At 72.6% G+C, this 15,229-nt stretch carries 10 protein-coding genes and 1 pseudogene; 6 read left to right on the top strand and 5 right to left on the bottom strand.

Annotated features, from left to right (window positions below; translation table 11 throughout):
* Positions 1 to 33: 33 nt before the first annotated feature.
* Together IEZ12_RS24885 and IEZ12_RS24880 are read right to left on the bottom strand one after the other, a co-directional pair.
* A complete protein-coding gene (locus tag IEZ12_RS24885) occupies positions 34 to 696 on the bottom strand; it encodes an O-methyltransferase (protein WP_189274851.1) in 663 nt (220 codons plus the stop codon).
* An 84-nt stretch (positions 697 to 780) separates the two neighbouring features.
* Positions 781 to 2,607, bottom strand: a complete 1,827-nt coding sequence (locus tag IEZ12_RS24880; protein ID WP_268250265.1) for an AfsR/SARP family transcriptional regulator — start codon at positions 2,605 to 2,607, stop codon at positions 781 to 783.
* A 648-nt stretch (positions 2,608 to 3,255) separates the two neighbouring features.
* On the opposite strand from IEZ12_RS24880, the gene IEZ12_RS24875 reads away from it, so the two are divergent.
* The 3 genes from IEZ12_RS24875 (at position 3,256) to IEZ12_RS24865 (ending at position 6,536) form a co-directional block, all read left to right on the top strand.
* Positions 3,256 to 4,017 carry a thioesterase II family protein gene (locus IEZ12_RS24875; RefSeq protein WP_189274848.1) on the top strand — a complete coding sequence of 254 codons (762 nt, stop codon included), beginning with the start codon at positions 3,256 to 3,258 and terminating at the stop codon, positions 4,015 to 4,017.
* Between the two features lie 465 nt (positions 4,018 to 4,482).
* A complete protein-coding gene (locus IEZ12_RS24870) occupies positions 4,483 to 5,445 on the top strand; it encodes an ACP S-malonyltransferase (protein ID WP_189274846.1) in 963 nt (320 codons plus the stop codon).
* On the top strand, positions 5,442 to 6,536 hold the full coding sequence (locus tag IEZ12_RS24865) for a phenylacetate--CoA ligase family protein (protein ID WP_189274844.1): 1,095 nt from the start codon (positions 5,442 to 5,444) through the stop codon (positions 6,534 to 6,536). The genes IEZ12_RS24870 and IEZ12_RS24865 overlap by 4 nt, the downstream gene beginning before the upstream one ends.
* A 99-nt stretch (positions 6,537 to 6,635) precedes the next feature.
* On the opposite strand, the gene IEZ12_RS24860 is transcribed toward IEZ12_RS24865, so the two are convergent.
* Positions 6,636 to 7,967 carry an NADH-quinone oxidoreductase subunit D gene (locus IEZ12_RS24860; RefSeq protein ID WP_189274842.1) on the bottom strand — a complete coding sequence of 444 codons (1,332 nt, stop codon included), beginning with the start codon at positions 7,965 to 7,967 and terminating at the stop codon, positions 6,636 to 6,638.
* Between the two features lie 474 nt (positions 7,968 to 8,441).
* Between IEZ12_RS24860 and IEZ12_RS24855 the strand changes: the two genes are divergently transcribed.
* From IEZ12_RS24855 to IEZ12_RS24845, 3 genes are read left to right on the top strand one after another with little or no spacing between them, the layout of a single operon-like run.
* Positions 8,442 to 8,858: a hypothetical protein gene (locus IEZ12_RS24855; RefSeq protein ID WP_189274840.1), complete on the top strand. Its 417-nt coding sequence runs from the start codon at positions 8,442 to 8,444 to the stop codon at positions 8,856 to 8,858.
* A complete protein-coding gene (locus IEZ12_RS24850) occupies positions 8,855 to 10,732 on the top strand; it encodes a GMC family oxidoreductase (protein ID WP_189274838.1) in 1,878 nt (625 codons plus the stop codon). Before IEZ12_RS24855 ends, IEZ12_RS24850 begins: the two co-directional genes overlap by 4 nt.
* Positions 10,729 to 11,595, top strand: coding sequence for a hypothetical protein (locus IEZ12_RS24845; RefSeq protein ID WP_189274836.1), 867 nt, complete (start codon positions 10,729 to 10,731; stop codon positions 11,593 to 11,595). The genes IEZ12_RS24850 and IEZ12_RS24845 overlap by 4 nt, the downstream gene beginning before the upstream one ends.
* A 215-nt stretch (positions 11,596 to 11,810) precedes the next feature.
* Here IEZ12_RS24845 and IEZ12_RS24840 read toward each other — a convergent pair whose 3' ends face one another.
* On the bottom strand, positions 11,811 to 12,350 hold the full coding sequence (locus tag IEZ12_RS24840) for an RICIN domain-containing protein (protein WP_189274834.1): 540 nt from the start codon (positions 12,348 to 12,350) through the stop codon (positions 11,811 to 11,813).
* A 1,490-nt stretch (positions 12,351 to 13,840) separates the two neighbouring features.
* A pseudogene (locus tag IEZ12_RS24835) lies at positions 13,841 to 14,525 on the bottom strand (APC family permease); the annotation flags it as partial.
* Between the last annotated feature and the right edge of the window lie 704 nt (positions 14,526 to 15,229).

Here is a 15,229-nt window from a genome sequence, read left to right as displayed (position 1 = left end):
CCCAGGAGCGCCGGGCCCCGGCCCGTCGTTCTTTCAGAGCTTGCGGACGAGGGTGATCCCGTCGGCCATCGTCAGCAGCGACAGCTCCACCCGGGGGTCCTCGTGCAGCACCCGGTTCAGCGCCCGGACCCCGGTGGTGTCCGGATCCACGGCGGCCGGATCGGCGACCCGGCCGAAGAACAGGGTGTTGTCGACCACGATCAGACCGCCGGGGCGCAGCAGCGCCAGCGAACTCTCGTAGTAGCGGACGTAGTTGGTCTTGTCGGCGTCGATGAACACCAGATCGAAGCTCTCCGGCCCGCGCTCCGCCAGCAGCGCGTCCAGGGTCGCGGCGGCATCGCCGATCCGCAGGTCGACCCGCGAGTCGACCCCGTCCCGCTTCCAGAACTCGGCGCCGATGGCCGGCCACCGCTCCTCGATGTCGCAGGACACCAGCACCCCGTCGGCCGGGAGGGCGCGGGCCATGCACAGGGTGCTGTAGCCGGTGAAGGTGCCGATCTCCAGCACCGCCCGGGCCCCCGTCAACCCGACCAGCAGGGCCAGCAGTTGGCCCTCCTCCGCCATCACCTGCATCGCGGTCCCGCCCGGCAGGTCCGCGGTGGTCTCCCGCAGCTCCCTGAGCAGGTCGTCGTCGCGGAGGGAGACCTCCCGGACGTAGGCGAGCAGGTCGCGGGTGGCTGTCGTCTGGTCGGCCATGGCGAAGGGTCCTCTCGGAGGGGATCGGATCGGTGGACATCGGGTCGAAAAGGATCGGGCGAAGGGGAGCGGGCTGCCGGGAGGTCACCCGGCGCGCATGTACGGGTGGTCGTGCTGCTGTACGGCGACCGCCTGCGCCCGCTCATGGGCGTAGGCCCCCAGCAGTGCGTCCAGCCGGTAGCGGCCCCCCGCCGGCGCGCCCAGCAGGTTCGCCTCGACCAGGGCGTCCAAGGCCTCCTCGGCCTGCTCCTCGGAGCAGCCGAACATCACCGCGACCCGGCCGGCGGAGACCGAACTCGCTCCGGCGGCCCCCAGCGCGGTGAACACCTCGGCCGGGTCGACCCCGGCCGGAGCGGTCCGCCGGAGTCCGGCGTGGTCGGCGTCGAGGCAGGGCCGGACGCCGAGGTCGCCCGCGTGCAGTTCGTCCAGCAGCCGCGGGGCCTCGGTGAGCCGCCGGGCGAAGTACCCGATGCTCCAGTGCGGGCGCTCCAGCAGCCGGGTCCCCGCGATCCGGATCGCCAGCGGCAGGCCCGCACAGACCGTCAGCACCGTACGGGCCGCCTGCGGTTCGGCGCCGACCCTGGCCGGGCCGACGATGCCGCCCAGCAGCTCCAGCGACCCGGCCTCGTCGAGCGGGCCGAGCTGGAGGGTGTGCGCCCCGTCCAGGTCGGCCAGTCGCCGCCGGCTGGTCACCAGCAGCCGGCTGCCCCCGCTGCCCGGAATCAGCGGTCGTACCTGCGCGGTGCTGGAGGCGTTGTCGAGCACCACCAGCAGGCGGCGGCCCGCGGTGAGCGAGCGGTACAGGCTCTCCCGCTCCGACGCCTCCTCGGGTATCTCGTCCCGGGGCACCCCGAGGTCGGCCAGGAACCGCGGCAGGACCGCCCGGGCGGTCAGCGGCCGCGCGGCTCCGCCGAGATCCGCGTAGAGCTGGCCGTGCACCGAGGAACCGCGTACGGCGTGCGCCACGTGCAGGGCCAGCGCGCTCTTGCCGACACCGCCCCGGCCGGTCACCACCGCCGTCGCCACCATGCCCGCGGGCATCGAGCCGGTCGTGAGGAAGTGCTGCAGCCTGGCCAGCGCACCGGAGCGGGCCGACAGCGGCAGCGGCACCGAGGGGAGCTGCGCCGGACTCGGCCAGCGGGATCTCTCCCGGGCGGCGGCCGGCGTCGGCGCGGGGGCCGCCGCCCGGGCCGGCGCGGGCTGCTCCTGCGGGCCGGGCGTACGGGGCCGGTCGTGGACCGAGAGGATGCGCCGGTGGACCTCGCGCAGATCGGCGCTCGGTTCGGTGCCGAGCTGCTCGACGAGCAGCACCCGGGTGCGCCGGTAGAGGTCCAGGGCCTCCGACTGCCGTCCCGAGCGGAACAGCGCCAGCATCAGCTTGCCCACCAGGGCCTCCCGCAAGGGGTGCTTGCGCACCAGCCGCACCAGCTCCGGCACGACCTCGGCGTGCCGCAGCAGCGCCAGCTCCGTGTCGAACCGCAGCTCCATCGTCTGCAGGCGGAGTTCCTGAAGGTAGCGGCCCTCCACGTCGCGCAGCGTCTGCGACGGGATGTCCGCCAGCGGCTCCTCGCGCCACAGGGCGAGCGCCTCGGCCAGCTCGGTGGAGGAGCCCTCCAGGTCTCCGCGCTCGGCCAGCTCCGCCGCGCGCCGGCGGTGGGCCGTGAACTGCCCGAGATCGCTCTCGTGCTCGCCGAGTTCGAGGAGGTAGCCGGGCGCCCGGGTGAGGATCCGGGCGGACGCGATCTCGCCCAGCGACTGCCGCAGGCGCATCACGTAGGTGCGGATGGTCGCGGCGGCACTCGGCGGCGGGGCGCCGTCCCAGACGTACTCGGCGATCCGGTCGACCGAGATCACCCGGTTGGCGTTGAAGAGGAGCGCTGCCATGACCACGCGTTGCCTCGGCGCGGACACGTGCACCTCACACGCGTTCAACCGGATGGAAAGCGGGCCCAGCAGCAGGAATTTCAAGGGAGAGTCCTCTTCGTCACGCGGCCGGCGGGCAAGACTGCCTCCGGCCTCTTTGGGGGCCGTGTACGCGTCAACACGGTCCTGTCGGGTCTACGGGTCCTGTCGGGTCCAGGGGGTGCTTGGAGTGCGGGTCTTGCGCTCGTGCCGGGTCTGCGCTGCGCGACACCGTCGCGACGGTCGGGACCGCCCGCCCGTCCGCCGCGGGCTCACGGCAGTGGCTCGCGGCAGTGGCCGACCACCCCGGCCGGATCCGCGGGGCGCGGTCCGGACGGGGTGGTGCCGCCGAGTCGGTGCCCAGTAAATCCCACGGGATTGCTCCGCATCGCAACGTCCTCACCAATCACCGAAGAGATGGCCGGAATTGAACCCGGTCCTGAGCGGATCGATGCGCTCCGGTGAGTACTTGCTGACATTCCGAGCGGTATGGCAGGCTGTCATATGCGGTGCCCGTGAGTGTCCGATCACCGTCGATCGAAGCTCCCTGTATAAGCGCGCACGAGACGGCCCGCCGGTGCGAAGGATGTCCTGCCCGATCACCACACCCCGCCCGTCGGCACTGCGCGGATTTCGAGAAGAGAATGAAAGGCCGACATGACCTCCCTCTCTTTGGACAGCGACCTGTGGTGCCGTCGCTTCCATCCCTCGCCGACGGCCGCGCGCCGACTGGTCTGCTTTCCGCACGCCGGCGGCTCGGCGAGTTTCTACTTCCCGGTGTCCGCCGCACTGCACGGCCCGGTCGACGTCCTGGCCGTGCAGTACCCCGGCCGGCAGGACCGTCGGGAGGAGGCCGGCATCCACGACCTGCACCGGGTGGCCGACGAGGTGCACGAAGCGCTGCGCCGCTGGGACGACCTCCCCCTGACCCTCTTCGGGCACAGCATGGGCGCGCTCGTCGCCTTCGAGGTGGCCCGGCGGATCGAGCGCGCGGGCGGCCGGATCGACCACCTCTTCCTCTCCGGCCGCAAGGGGCCGTCCGCGGACCGGCCCGACGCCTCCCACCCGGTCGACGACGCGGGCATCGTGGCCGAGCTCAAGGCCATGAGCGGCACCGACGCCCGGCTCCTGGAGGACGAGGAACTGCTGGGGATGGTGCTGCCCGCGCTGCGCGGCGACTACCGCGCGGTGGGGGCCTACCGCGCCGACCGCGACGCCGCGGTCAGCTGCCCGGTCACCGCCCTGGTGGGGGACCAGGACCACTGGGCGCCGGTCCCCGAGGCCGCCCGCTGGCGCGACCGCACGACGGCCGCGTTCGACCTCAAGGTCTTCCCCGGCGGGCACTTCTACCTCACCAGCCGGGCGGACGAGGTGACCGCCGTGCTCCGCGACCACCTCACCGGCGCGCTGCGCGCCTGACAGCACGGACGGCGAGGGAGGGGGGTCGGGGAGTGGCGCCGTCGGCGACCTCCGAGCAGGTCGGGCCGGGCTGATTCGCCGCTTCCAGGCCGGGAAACCGGCCCGCGCCGGCTTCCCGGGCGCACTCCCTCGGGGTGCCCGGCGTCAGGATCCGGCCACCTCGCGTTCTCCCGGAATTCCTCGATTCCCGGAAGAGGGAGAGGTGCGCCGTTCCTCCGTCCCCCGTCGCGGGAGCCCCGGAGTGCGGGCCGGGAAAATCCCTTCCGAATGAGGTGAATACCCTCCGCCACTGTGTTGCCGGGGATTTTCCCAGATCCGGATATCGTCTCGATATCGCATCGCGAGACACGTTGCCGAGCGTCCGTCGGACGCCGGATTCTGCGGCATTGTGCGGTTCACTTCTGCCGCACTACGCCCCAGCCGCACCACCGTTCCCTCCTTTCACACCAATTCACAGGAGCTGTCATGAGTCTGGGGTACCTGTTCGGCGGCGGCGTCGGGACCGAGCCGCACGGCCTGGAGCTCTACCGGACCTACGAGGTCGTGCAGGGCTGGTACGAGCAGGTCTCCGCGTGGACCGGGCTGACGGTCGGACAGATCCTGGAGGAGGACCTCCCGACCGCCCAGGAGGAGCGCCAGAGCGTCGGCACGGTCCGCGAAGCCGCCCTCGCGATCGGCGTCCACGACCTGCTCGCCTCGTTCAACCTGCGCCCCGCGGCCATCGGCGGCCTCAGCCTCGGCGCGATGACCGCCAGCTGCCTCGCCGGATCGCTGGGGCGGCGGGAGCTGTTCGAGATGCTGGCCGGATCCCGCGACACCCCGGAACCGCCCGCCGACGACCCGCAGCAGGGCATAGCCATCGCCTTCGGCTCCCTCGCCGACGGCGCCCCCGCCCACCCCGGCGAGAACGTCCCCGGCGTCTACCTGGCGGGCGACTTCGGCCCCACGGTCGACGGCACCAAGCGCATCATGATGCTCGCCGGCCACGCCGAAGCGCTCGGCGCGCTCGCCGCCGAGGCCCCGCCGGGAACGGTCGTCCCGCTCCCCGGCCGCACCATCGCCGTCCACACCCCGCTGCGCCGGCCCTACCGCGACTTCATGGCCCCGCGGATCGACGCGATCCCCTTCAGCGCCCCCGAGATCCCCCTGCTGTCCTGCCTGGAGTCCAAGGTCCTGCGCACCGCCGACGACGTCAAGGACCTCTTCCAGCGCAACTCCACGGACCCGATCAGCCTGGTCGACGTCTACACCGGGATGAAGGAGCAGGGCGTGCAGCTCGGGCTGGTGATGGGCCCCTCGATTCCCGAGGGCATCCTGGCGTTCCCCTTCCCGGTGGTGCACATCGAGCGGCCCGAGCACGTCGAGCAGGCCCTGACCACCGCCTACGAGCTCGGCATCGACCTCACCGGCGCCCCGGCCCTGTCGTGACCGCCGCCACCGCCGCCACCGGCGCCGACCCGGACGCGGACGCCCAGATCGCGCGCTGGCTGGACACCGACCTCGACGAGTGGACCCGCACCGTGGTCCGGCGGCACTTCGACCCGGTGTCCGGAAGCCCCTACTGGCTCGCGCAGGCCCCCCGGCTGGACTTCGACCCGCGCGACATCACCCGCTACGACGAGCTCGTGGCCTTCGGCCCGTTCCCGCTCGACCGGCTGCGCACGGAGGACCCCGCGGACCTCGTCCCGCTGGCGGTGCCCAGGCCGCTCGTCGGCCGGGTCTGGGACTCCGGGGGCACCACCGGCACCCCCTGCCGGGCGTTCTACACCCCCGACATGCTGCGGCACCGGGCGCTCTGGCGCCGCTGGTCCTTCGTCCGGGAGGGCTTCGCGCCGGGCCGCACCTGGCTGCAGGCCACCCCCACCGGACCGCACCTGATCGGGAACGGCGTCCACGAGGTCTCCGAACTCCACGCCGGCCAGGTGTACGCCGTGGACATGGACCCCCGGTGGGTGAAGCGCCTGATCCGGGCGGGACGCCTCTCCGAGGTCGGCGACTACACCACCCACCTGCTGGAGCAGATCGCCGACGTCCTCGCGCCGGGCCGGGTCCACTACGTCAACACCACCCCGGCCCTCTTCCAGGCCCTCCGCCAGCGCCGGCCCGACCTGGTCGCCGCCCTCGACGGCGTACGCCTGAGCGGTACCCAGATCAGCGCCGACATGTACCGGACCTTCACCGCCGCCCTGCAGGGCGGGATCTGCGGGCTGACCTACGGCAACACCTTCGGCAACGCGGCCTGCCTGGACATCGAGCGGGACGGCGAACTGATCAGCTACGTCCCGAACTACCCGCAGGTCACCATGGCGGTGGTCGACAAGGCCGACCCCTCGACCCAGGTCGCCCCCGGCGCGGTCGGCCAGGTCCGGCTCACCGTCCTCCACGAGGACCTCTTCCTCCCCAACATCCTGGAACGCGACCAGGCCCTCCGTCACCCGACCGACCGCTGGCCCACCGACGGCGTCGCCAACGTCCGCCCCCTCCAGATCGCCAGCTCGTCCCCCGAGGGCCTCTACTGAACCGTCGCCCCACGGCGACGGCGGGTCGCAGGGGGCGCCCGACGCCGGCCGTCGGCGGGCGCCCCCGGGCCGGATGCGGTCAGGAACACGCGGCCGTGCTCACCGGTCCACGCCTCCCATCACCGGGTCGATGCTCGCCACCGCGACGATGACGTCCGCGAGCATGCCGCCCTCGCACATCGCCGCCATCGACTGGAGGTTGGTGAAGCTCGGGTCGCGGAAGTGCACCCGGTACGGCCGCGTGCCGCCGTCGGAGACGACGTGCGCGCCCAGCTCGCCCCTGGCGGACTCGACCGCCGCGTAGGCCTGGCCGGCCGGGACCCGGAATCCCTCCGTCACCAGCTTGAAGTGGTGGATCAGCGCCTCCATGGACTCGCCCATGATCTTCCGGATGTGGTCGAGCGAGTTGCCCAACCCGTCCGGGCCGAGCGCCAGTTGGGCGGGCCAGGCGATCTTCTTGTCGCCCACCATGACCGGGCCGGGGGCCAGCTTCTCCAGGCACTGCTCGACGATCCGCAGCGACTGGCGCATCTCCTCCAGCCGGATCAGGAACCGCCCGTAGGCGTCCGCGGTGTCGGCCGTCGCGACCTCGAACTCGTAGTTCTCGTAGCCGCAGTAGGGGTCGGACTTGCGCAGGTCGTGCGGCAACCCGGTGGCCCGCAGGATCGGCCCGGTGGCACCCAGCGCCAGGCAGCCGGCCAGGTCCAGGTGGCCGACGTCGACCAGTCGGGCCTTGAAGGCCGGGTTCCTGGTCGCCAGTTTGTTGTACTCGTGCATCCGCGAGCGCAGCAGCTTCACGCCCTCGCGGATCTTGTCGACGGCGTCGGCAGGCAGGTCCTGCACCACGCCGCCCGGCCGGACGTAGCCGTGGTTCATGCGCAGGCCGGTGACCAGTTCGAGGATGTCGAGAACGACCTCGCGGTCCCGGAAGCCGTAGACCATCAGCGTGGTGGAGCCGATCTCCATCCCGCCGGCGGCCAGCGCCACCAGGTGCGAGGAGATCCGGTTGAGCTCCATCATCAGCACCCGGATGACGTCGGCCCGCTCCGGGATCTGTTCGGTGATGCCGAGCAGCCTCTCCACCCCCAGGCAGTAGGCGGTCTCGTTGAACAGCGGCATCAGGTAGTCCATCCGGGTCACGAAGGTCGTGCCCTGCACCCAGTTGCGGAACTCCATGTTCTTCTCGATGCCGGTGTGCAGGTAGCCGATACCGCAACGGGCCTGTTTCACCGTCTCACCGTCGATCTCCAGGATCAGCCGCAGCACGCCGTGCGTGGACGGGTGCTGCGGCCCCATGTTCACGATGATCCGCTCGTCGTCGGCCTGCGCGACGGCGTCGACCACCTCGCCCCAGCCACTGCCGGTGACGGTGTAGACGCGGCCCTCGGTGGTGTCCCGCGCTCCTGACGACTCCTGCTCGCTGCCGCTCATCAGCCGTATGACCTCCGCTCGGGTCGCCGGTGGCGCCCGATGTGCCGGTGTCGCGGCGCGTGATCGGTCACGACAGGACCGCGGCCGTCCGAGCGGGCGCGAATCGGCGGCTCGGGCTCATCGAGTCCAGGATCGCGCACATCGGCGACGAGGCCGAGACGGCGAGCCGGACGGGCCCGAACGAATTCGCCGCCGGAAGCCTTGCCCGTGTCGTGCTCCTTGCCCTGGTGCTGGCGGCCGCGGCTGGTGGCGGTGTTCCCGGCGCCGGCGGTGCGGGGTCCTGGCCCGGGCTCTCCTGTGAACACCGGTCGGGGCGCGCGGGGTGCGGGGGCGGCGCGCGGGTCGTGGCGCACGCCGTGTGCCGGCGGCGGTGTGATCCGGCCGATTCGCGAGGGTGCGCATGATCGTGGCCGGCCCGAGGAAGGATCACGGCGGCATTGGCGTCATGTGCATGGTGATCAATGGGGGCGGACTGTGGCTGTCGATCGGTTCATCGCGGTGTCGGTGGAGCTGACCGGCTTCAGTGCCGAGGAACTGCGCGCGACCGGTATGGCGGATGACTATCGGGCCGTGGTGCTGGAACGGGCGGGCGCGGAGCGGCTCGGCCGGCTGGAGGCCGCGGCGGCCGGTGGCTCGGCGGAGCTCCTCCGGGAGCCGGTACGGGAGTTGGCCCGGGCCGTGGCCCACCTGTGGTACCTCGGGGCATGGCCCGGGCTGTCGGACAGGGAGCCCTTCGTGGTCTCGTCGCGCGCCTACGCCGAAGGCCTGGTGTGGCGGACCTTCCACGGGCACGCGCCGGGCACGGTGGCGCAGGGGCACGGCAGTTGGTCCGCCGCGCCGCCCTTCGGAGCCGCAAGCGACGCGAACGCCGCATCGGTGGAGCAGTGGTGAGCGCGCCGGGCGCGCGGCACTGGGACGTGATCGTGGTCGGCGCCGGGTTCGCCGGATCCCTGGTCGCCGGGCAGCTCGGTGCGCGGGGCTGGCGAGTCCTGGTCCTGGAGGCCGGCCAGGGCGCACCCGATGCCGAGCAGGGCCATCTCGATGCGGTGGAGTCCTACCGTTCGGCCCTGGCAAAGGTGCCCAACTCTCCTTATCGATCCGGTCATTGGATCGCCTCGCCGGACGTGACGGATCTCGTCGGCGAGGCCGGCGGCGGGTTCCGCTCGGACGGGTACTTCGTGCAGCGCGGCCCGCTGCCGTACGCCAGCGGATACCTGCGGGCCAACGGCGGCACCGGGCTGGCCTGGACGGGACTCGCGCCGCGCATGCACCCGGAGGACTTCAGCGCCGCGGACTTCGGGTACGGCCGGAGCTGGCCGATCGGCTACGGAGACCTGGAGCCGTACTATCGGGCCGCCGAACGGGAGCTCGGGGTGGCCGGCGACGTCGACGAGCAGCGTGAGGGCGTCGGCCTGCCGTTCCCCGACGGGTACCGGTTCCCGACGCGGTCGATCCCGCGCAGCTACCTGGACGAGGTGATGGCGAAGGCACTGGACGGCAGGTCGGTGCAGGACCCGGGCGCGCAGGGCCCGACCCGGCTGCGGGTCGTCACCACGCCGCACGCCCGCAACGGACTGCCCCACCCGGACGCCGACCCCCGGGAGCCGGCCCCCGGGCGGCCGTGCCAGGGCCACGCCAGCTGTGTGCCGATCTGCCCGTCCCGCGCCAAGTACACGCCCCTGCGGACCCAGGCCCGGTGGGGCCCGTCGGTCACCCTGGTCACCCGGGCCGTCGTGACCCGGGTGCGGATCACCGGCAACGGCCGGGCCGCCGGTGTCGAGTACCGGGCCTGCCGCGACGGCGCCGTCACTCCCGCATCGGTGAGCACACACACCGCCGACGCCGACCTCGTCGTACTGGCCGCGCACGCGATCGAGAACGCGAGGCTGCTGCTGGCCTCCGGCGCGGCCAACAGCAGTGACCAGGTCGGGCGCAACCTGATGGACCACCCGGTTCTGCTGACCTGGGGACTGATGCCGCATCAGATCGGCCCCTACCGGGGCCCCGGTTCGACCTCCGGCCTGGAGGGCTTCCGCTTCGGGGCGGCCAGGGCCCGTCGCGCCCCGTTCCGGATCGAGATCGGCAACTGGGGCTGGAGCTGGGCGCTCGGCCCGCCGGACGGCCGGGTCGCCGAACTCCTGCGCAGCGGCGGCCCGGACGGCCGCGGCCTGTTCGGCCCGCGACTGCGGCGCACCCTGGCCGACCGGATCGGCCGGGAGTTCGCGTTCCAGTTCGAGATGGAACAGGACGCCGACCCGGCCAACCGGGTCACCATCGACCCCCGCCACCGGGACGCGCTGGGCAACCCGCGCCCGGTGCTCCACTACGACCTTTCCGACCACGTCAAACGCGGCATCGTCGCCGCGAAGAGCGTCTCCGACCAACTCTTCGGCCTGCTCGGCGCCGAGGACCACACCCGCTTCGAAGCGGGACCGGCCTGGCCGGGCCACTTCGAGTACGAGGGCCGGTCCTACGCCTACCGGGGCGCCGGGCACGGGGCGGGCACCCACATCATGGGCGACTCGCCCGCGACCTCCGTGGTCGACGAGTGGCAGCGCTGCTGGGACCACCCCAACCTGTACGCCGTCGGTTGCGGCAGCATGCCCACCGTCGCCACCTCCAACCCTTCGCTGACCATGGCCGCCCTCGCCCTGCGCAGCAGCGACGAGATCCACCGCGACCTGCTCGCCCGCCGCCGCCCCGGCTCCGTCCGCGGGCCGGGCGGCCCTGCCGACCCCGTACTCCGAGGAGCCGACCGCCGATGAGCCCGGACCAGCCGCTGCCCCTGCCGCCCGTCCCTGCGCCGTACCAACTGCCGTTCCACTACGGAGCGTTGCACAACATCGGCCTCGACTGGCTGACCGATCCGGGCCCCGTCCGAGAAGTCCTCGCCGAGCACCACCCCGACCTGGTCGCCGCGGACTTCGACGGGCGGGCCTGCGTCTCGCTCAACTACCAGCTCTACTTCGCCCAGTACCCGAACGGCGGCGGCATCACCCAGGAGATCGAGGTCAACATCGTCGCCCACCCCGCAGGCGCCGTCGGCCGCCTGCCGGAGGTCGACTACGAGCAGTACGCGCGGGGCTTCGACCAGACCAAACTCCTGGGCATCGCCCGCATCCACGTCCTGTGCGACAACCCGCTCGCCATCGACGCCGGCCGCAGGCTCTACGCCGAACCCAAGTACCCGGCGTGGTTCGAGACCACCATGCCCTCCCTCAACGGCCCGACGCACCACCGGACTTGGTCGGTCACCTGCCGACAGGCCGGATTCACCGAGGACCGTACCGGCATCGACCGCCAGGACCGTGCCCTGTTCTCCTTCGAGGCCGACCTGACCGGCCTGACCCCCGAGCCCGTCAACAACACCCCCATCACCGGCTACGGCACCGACCCGGTGGGCGGCCTGCTCGCCGGTCCGATGAACGTCTACCAGCCCTACCAGTACCACCTGCTCGACGACACCACCCGCGCTCGGATCCGACTCACCGTCACCGACCCCGCCGACGGCGTCGGCCGCCACCTCACCGACCTCCTCGCCGGCTCCCGCGCCGCCGGCGTCTGGACCTACCAGTCGGCTCCCGTGGCCGCCCACAACCGCCCCTACTACATTCCCGCCAAGGGCTGATCGAGCGAGAAGACGCCAGACGAGACGCCGGGCGCCGCCGCCGGGGCGCGGGCGGCGAGCCGGACGGTCAGGCCGCCTCGGCGGTCGGCGCACCGTCATGTCCGAGGGACGGGCGCGCGAGGCAATCACGCGCAAGGGAAGCCGAGTCGGGGTCGTCCGCGATCGGGCGAGGCGTGTGCCGCCCGGGTGATGGGCGGGCGGCACACGGGCATCGGCTATACGTCGGTCCAGATCTGGTACGGGTTGTCGGAGTTGGAGGGGACGGATGCGTAGACGCTCGAACCGTTCCCGTCCAGGAGTCGACCCGTAGCCGCGTTCTGGAAGCTCGCGCTGTTGAACGGGCCCTGGCGCCAGTGCTGGTAGGGATTGTCGGACGGCCCGCAGACCGAGGTGCAGACAGCTCCGGCGCCGTTGCTGTCCAGGCAGCGGTTGGTCGCGTACTGGACCACGGTGTACTTGCCCGTGGCGTCCAGGGTGATGTTCCACCGCTGGTAGGGGTTGTCCGAGGGCCCGCAGGGCGACTCGTAGACACTTCCGGCGCTGTTCCCGTCCAGGCAGTGACCTGTCGCGTACTGGACGATGGTCGTGTAGCTGATGTTGGCGGGCAGGAGCGTGCCCGCAGTGGTGGGGCTTCCCGGGGTGGTGCTGTGACTTGCCTGGGGGCCGGCCGCGTTGGCCGGTGCTGCGGTGGTGAGGCCCGCGGCGGCGATTGCTGCGAAGGCGGCCATGCCGGCGAGGTTCCTGTGCAAGTTCACGATCTTCTCCTGGGGGAGCGGCGGAATCGTGGGGCCAACGAACCCAGTCGGCCGTCCGGGCGCCGGCAGGTGGGCGATCGAGCGGCGGGAACGGCGTGGCCTGCCCGGACTTCCCGACAGCGAGTCAATTTCCGACTCGTCGTCGCCGGCAGGCACCGACTGCAGCCGCGCCCCAAGTGGCGCACCAGGCCGAGTACTTGAGGAGCGGTGGCAGTCGATCCTGCTCGAAACCTCTGACTGCTCAGCAACAGGTTGCGTGTCCAGCACTGGAAGGAATGGCAAACTTTTTCGGGATGATCCGGAGCATCGGATGCCGGGCAAGGCATCGAGGCGGCACCGAGCCGAATCCACAGATCCAGTGTCCGGGGTAATCAATTCCCTTGCTGCGGCGGTGAAGTGGAGTTCGTGGCGGCGGACGGTGCTCCCCGACGACCCCGGCGACCTCCTGGCGGTGGGAGTGACCCGGGCGGGATGACTGCGCCGCGGCATGCGCCCCTCGGTCACGGCCCACTGCGTCAGCCAGGCCGCGTGCCGGGACTGGTGGTGCCCAAGCCCGAGCTGCAGCTGGAACGCGGCCGCGCCCGGTGGCAGTGGTGGCCGTCGGACCCGGGGACGGAGCGTGCGATTGCCTCACGGACGGGCTGTCACCCCGCACGGTCGGCGGCCTCGACCGGCTGACGGCCGCCTGCTGCGTCGCAGACCGCGCTAATGATCCGTCAGCATCCGCTGTCCGCACGTCAGGGCGCCGTCAGGGCAGCCAGGATCGGCCACCCGTCGCCGTAATGTCTCTTCCGGACAGCGGCTCGCCCCGATCCGACGAGGATCGGGCGGGCCGCGGGCCGGAAACCCAACACCCCGGTCAGTGACCGGGGCCGAATTCCGGCGGCCAGAGGGGATAAGGGGGACGCGCGGCCTCGGGCGCGCACGGCACGACAGTTCGACCGGGCACCGCCGTCTCGGGGGAGACGGCGGCACCGCGAACGGCCGCGCCGGCGCCACTGCCGCGCGTCCGCCGTCCGCCACGGCTGCTGCGCGCCCGGTGGAACACCTCGCGCCCGGTCCGCGCGCTCACCGCCACCGCCTCCCACCTCGGTGCTGCTCCTCGCCGCCGTCCTGCCGCCGTCCTGGCGCCCGTCCTCGGCGGCGCGTGCAGCGGCATCGACGCCATCGGCCATCGGGGGCACCGCACGCCGTCCGCCCCGCCGACCTGTCCTTCGCGCTGAACGAGCTGGACGCTCAGGCCGCCGACCTGCTGCTGTTCGGCGCCGACCCCGACTTCACTGCCCTGTGCCGGCAGACCCTCGATGCGTACGAGCAGCGCCGCACCGAGGCGGGCGGCGACCTCCGGAGACGATCCGGCAGTCCGGCCGGTCCGTCATCGATCAGCTCGGCCGCTACGAGGCGCCGGCTACCTTCCGGCAGGCGACGGACCTGCTCCGCCGGCGGCTGGCACCGGCCGCGGACCGGGTCAATGCCGTCGGGACAGCCGCCGCCCGCCGCGAACGCTCGTAGCAGCAGCAGCGCGCCGACCGTCGACGCACTGCCGGCAAGCGCGGAGGCGTGCCCGGCGGCGGCCGCCGTGGACGCCGGCGCGTCCCGGAACAGGCCGATCGCGATCACCGCCAGGATCGAGCCGACGAACACCGCCGTGGGCGCCATGAACCAGCGCGCCGACTCGGCGATGCCGCGCAGGTTGACCGCCGTCACCACCGCCAGCACGCCCAGGCACAGCCACACCCGGTGTCCGTACAGTTCCGGGAACGCGGAGGTCAGCGCCGCCACGCCGGCCGTCACCGACACCGCGACGTTCAGCACGTAGTCGACCACCAGCGAGGCCGCCGCCACCAGCGCGGTGCGCCGCCCCAGCTGGGCCTTCGCCACCGCGTACGCGCCGCCGCCGTCCGGGAACGCCGCGATCACCTGCCGGTAGGACGCGACCAGTACCGCCAGCAGCACCGCGATCGCCACCGTCACCGGCAGCGTGAACCCGAGCCCGTACGAGCCGGCCGCTGCCAGCACCAGCACGATCGACTCGGGTCCGTACGCCACCGAGGCCATCGCGTCCAGGGAGAGCGCGGCCAGGCCGCCGAACGCGGTGAGCCGGTGCCGCTCCTCGACGGCTGCGGCCTGCTCGGCTCCGACCTCGGGTCGGACCTCGGTGGATGCCGGATCCATCGGGACGAACATCGGGGGGACCTCCGCGGATCGAGGAACTGTCACCGTGATCGTCCGCGCGGTCCCGCCTGCGGGAGCCGCCCGCTACGGCACCTTGACGGCGCGGGCTGCGATTTTCATACGGGCCTGACGGTGCCCGGCCGCACGGAACCCCCGGAGCCGGCCGTCTCCCGGGGGTCCGCAGGGTGCGCCCGTTGTCGGTGGCACGCGGCAGCAGGTGGATCAGAGGACGGCGGGCCGCTGCCTGTCCGGCCCCCGGGCGGTCGGCCGGTTCGCCCGGACAGCGATCGGTCCGCTCGCCCCCGGTTTCCGGATGGGGCGGCGGGAGTATCGTGGGAAGAAGCCTGCAGGGCGAGCGAGGGAGTTCGACCGGATGGCCCTGGCGTTGAGCGGAGACGCCGCGCGGGACGTCTGTCGGCGGTCGGGCTGAGAGGCTGGAAGGTCTGTGAGACCGGAAGGCGACCTCCACCACCTGATCCGGACAATGCCGGCGAAGGGAGCCCACCTTGCAGGTTTCGCCTGTCCGGGCGAGATTCCTGCCGGACGCGACCAGCGACGGGGGAAGGCGGAGCCGTCCACTCCGCAGTGGCGCCGACCATGGCCTCCGCCGCGGACGGCCTCGACGGCCCGCTCGATCAGCTCGTCCGGGAAGACGGTCGGCGCGCCGTGGCCCGGACCGGAGCTCGTCCGTGAGGCAGGTGCCG

Origin of the sequence: Kitasatospora griseola (assembly GCF_014648555.1) — a bacterium.
GTDB lineage: Bacteria > Actinomycetota > Actinomycetes > Streptomycetales > Streptomycetaceae > Kitasatospora > Kitasatospora griseola.
Note: the sequence above shows the minus strand (reverse complement) of the source record. Positions and strands in the feature narration are given on the sequence as shown.

Bases quoted from the DNA above. Each gene is read 5' to 3' on its own strand.
- IEZ12_RS24885 (WP_189274851.1), bottom strand. From the start codon at position 696: ATGGCCGACCAGACGACAGCCACCCGCGACCTGCTCGCCTACGTCCGG.
- IEZ12_RS24875 (WP_189274848.1), top strand. From the start codon at position 3,256: ATGACCTCCCTCTCTTTGGACAGCGACCTGTGGTGCCGTCGCTTCCAT.
- IEZ12_RS24870 (WP_189274846.1), top strand. From the start codon at position 4,483: ATGAGTCTGGGGTACCTGTTCGGCGGCGGCGTCGGGACCGAGCCGCAC.
- IEZ12_RS24860 (WP_189274842.1), bottom strand. From the start codon at position 7,967: ATGAGCGGCAGCGAGCAGGAGTCGTCAGGAGCGCGGGACACCACCGAG.
- IEZ12_RS24845 (WP_189274836.1), top strand. From the start codon at position 10,729: ATGAGCCCGGACCAGCCGCTGCCCCTGCCGCCCGTCCCTGCGCCGTAC.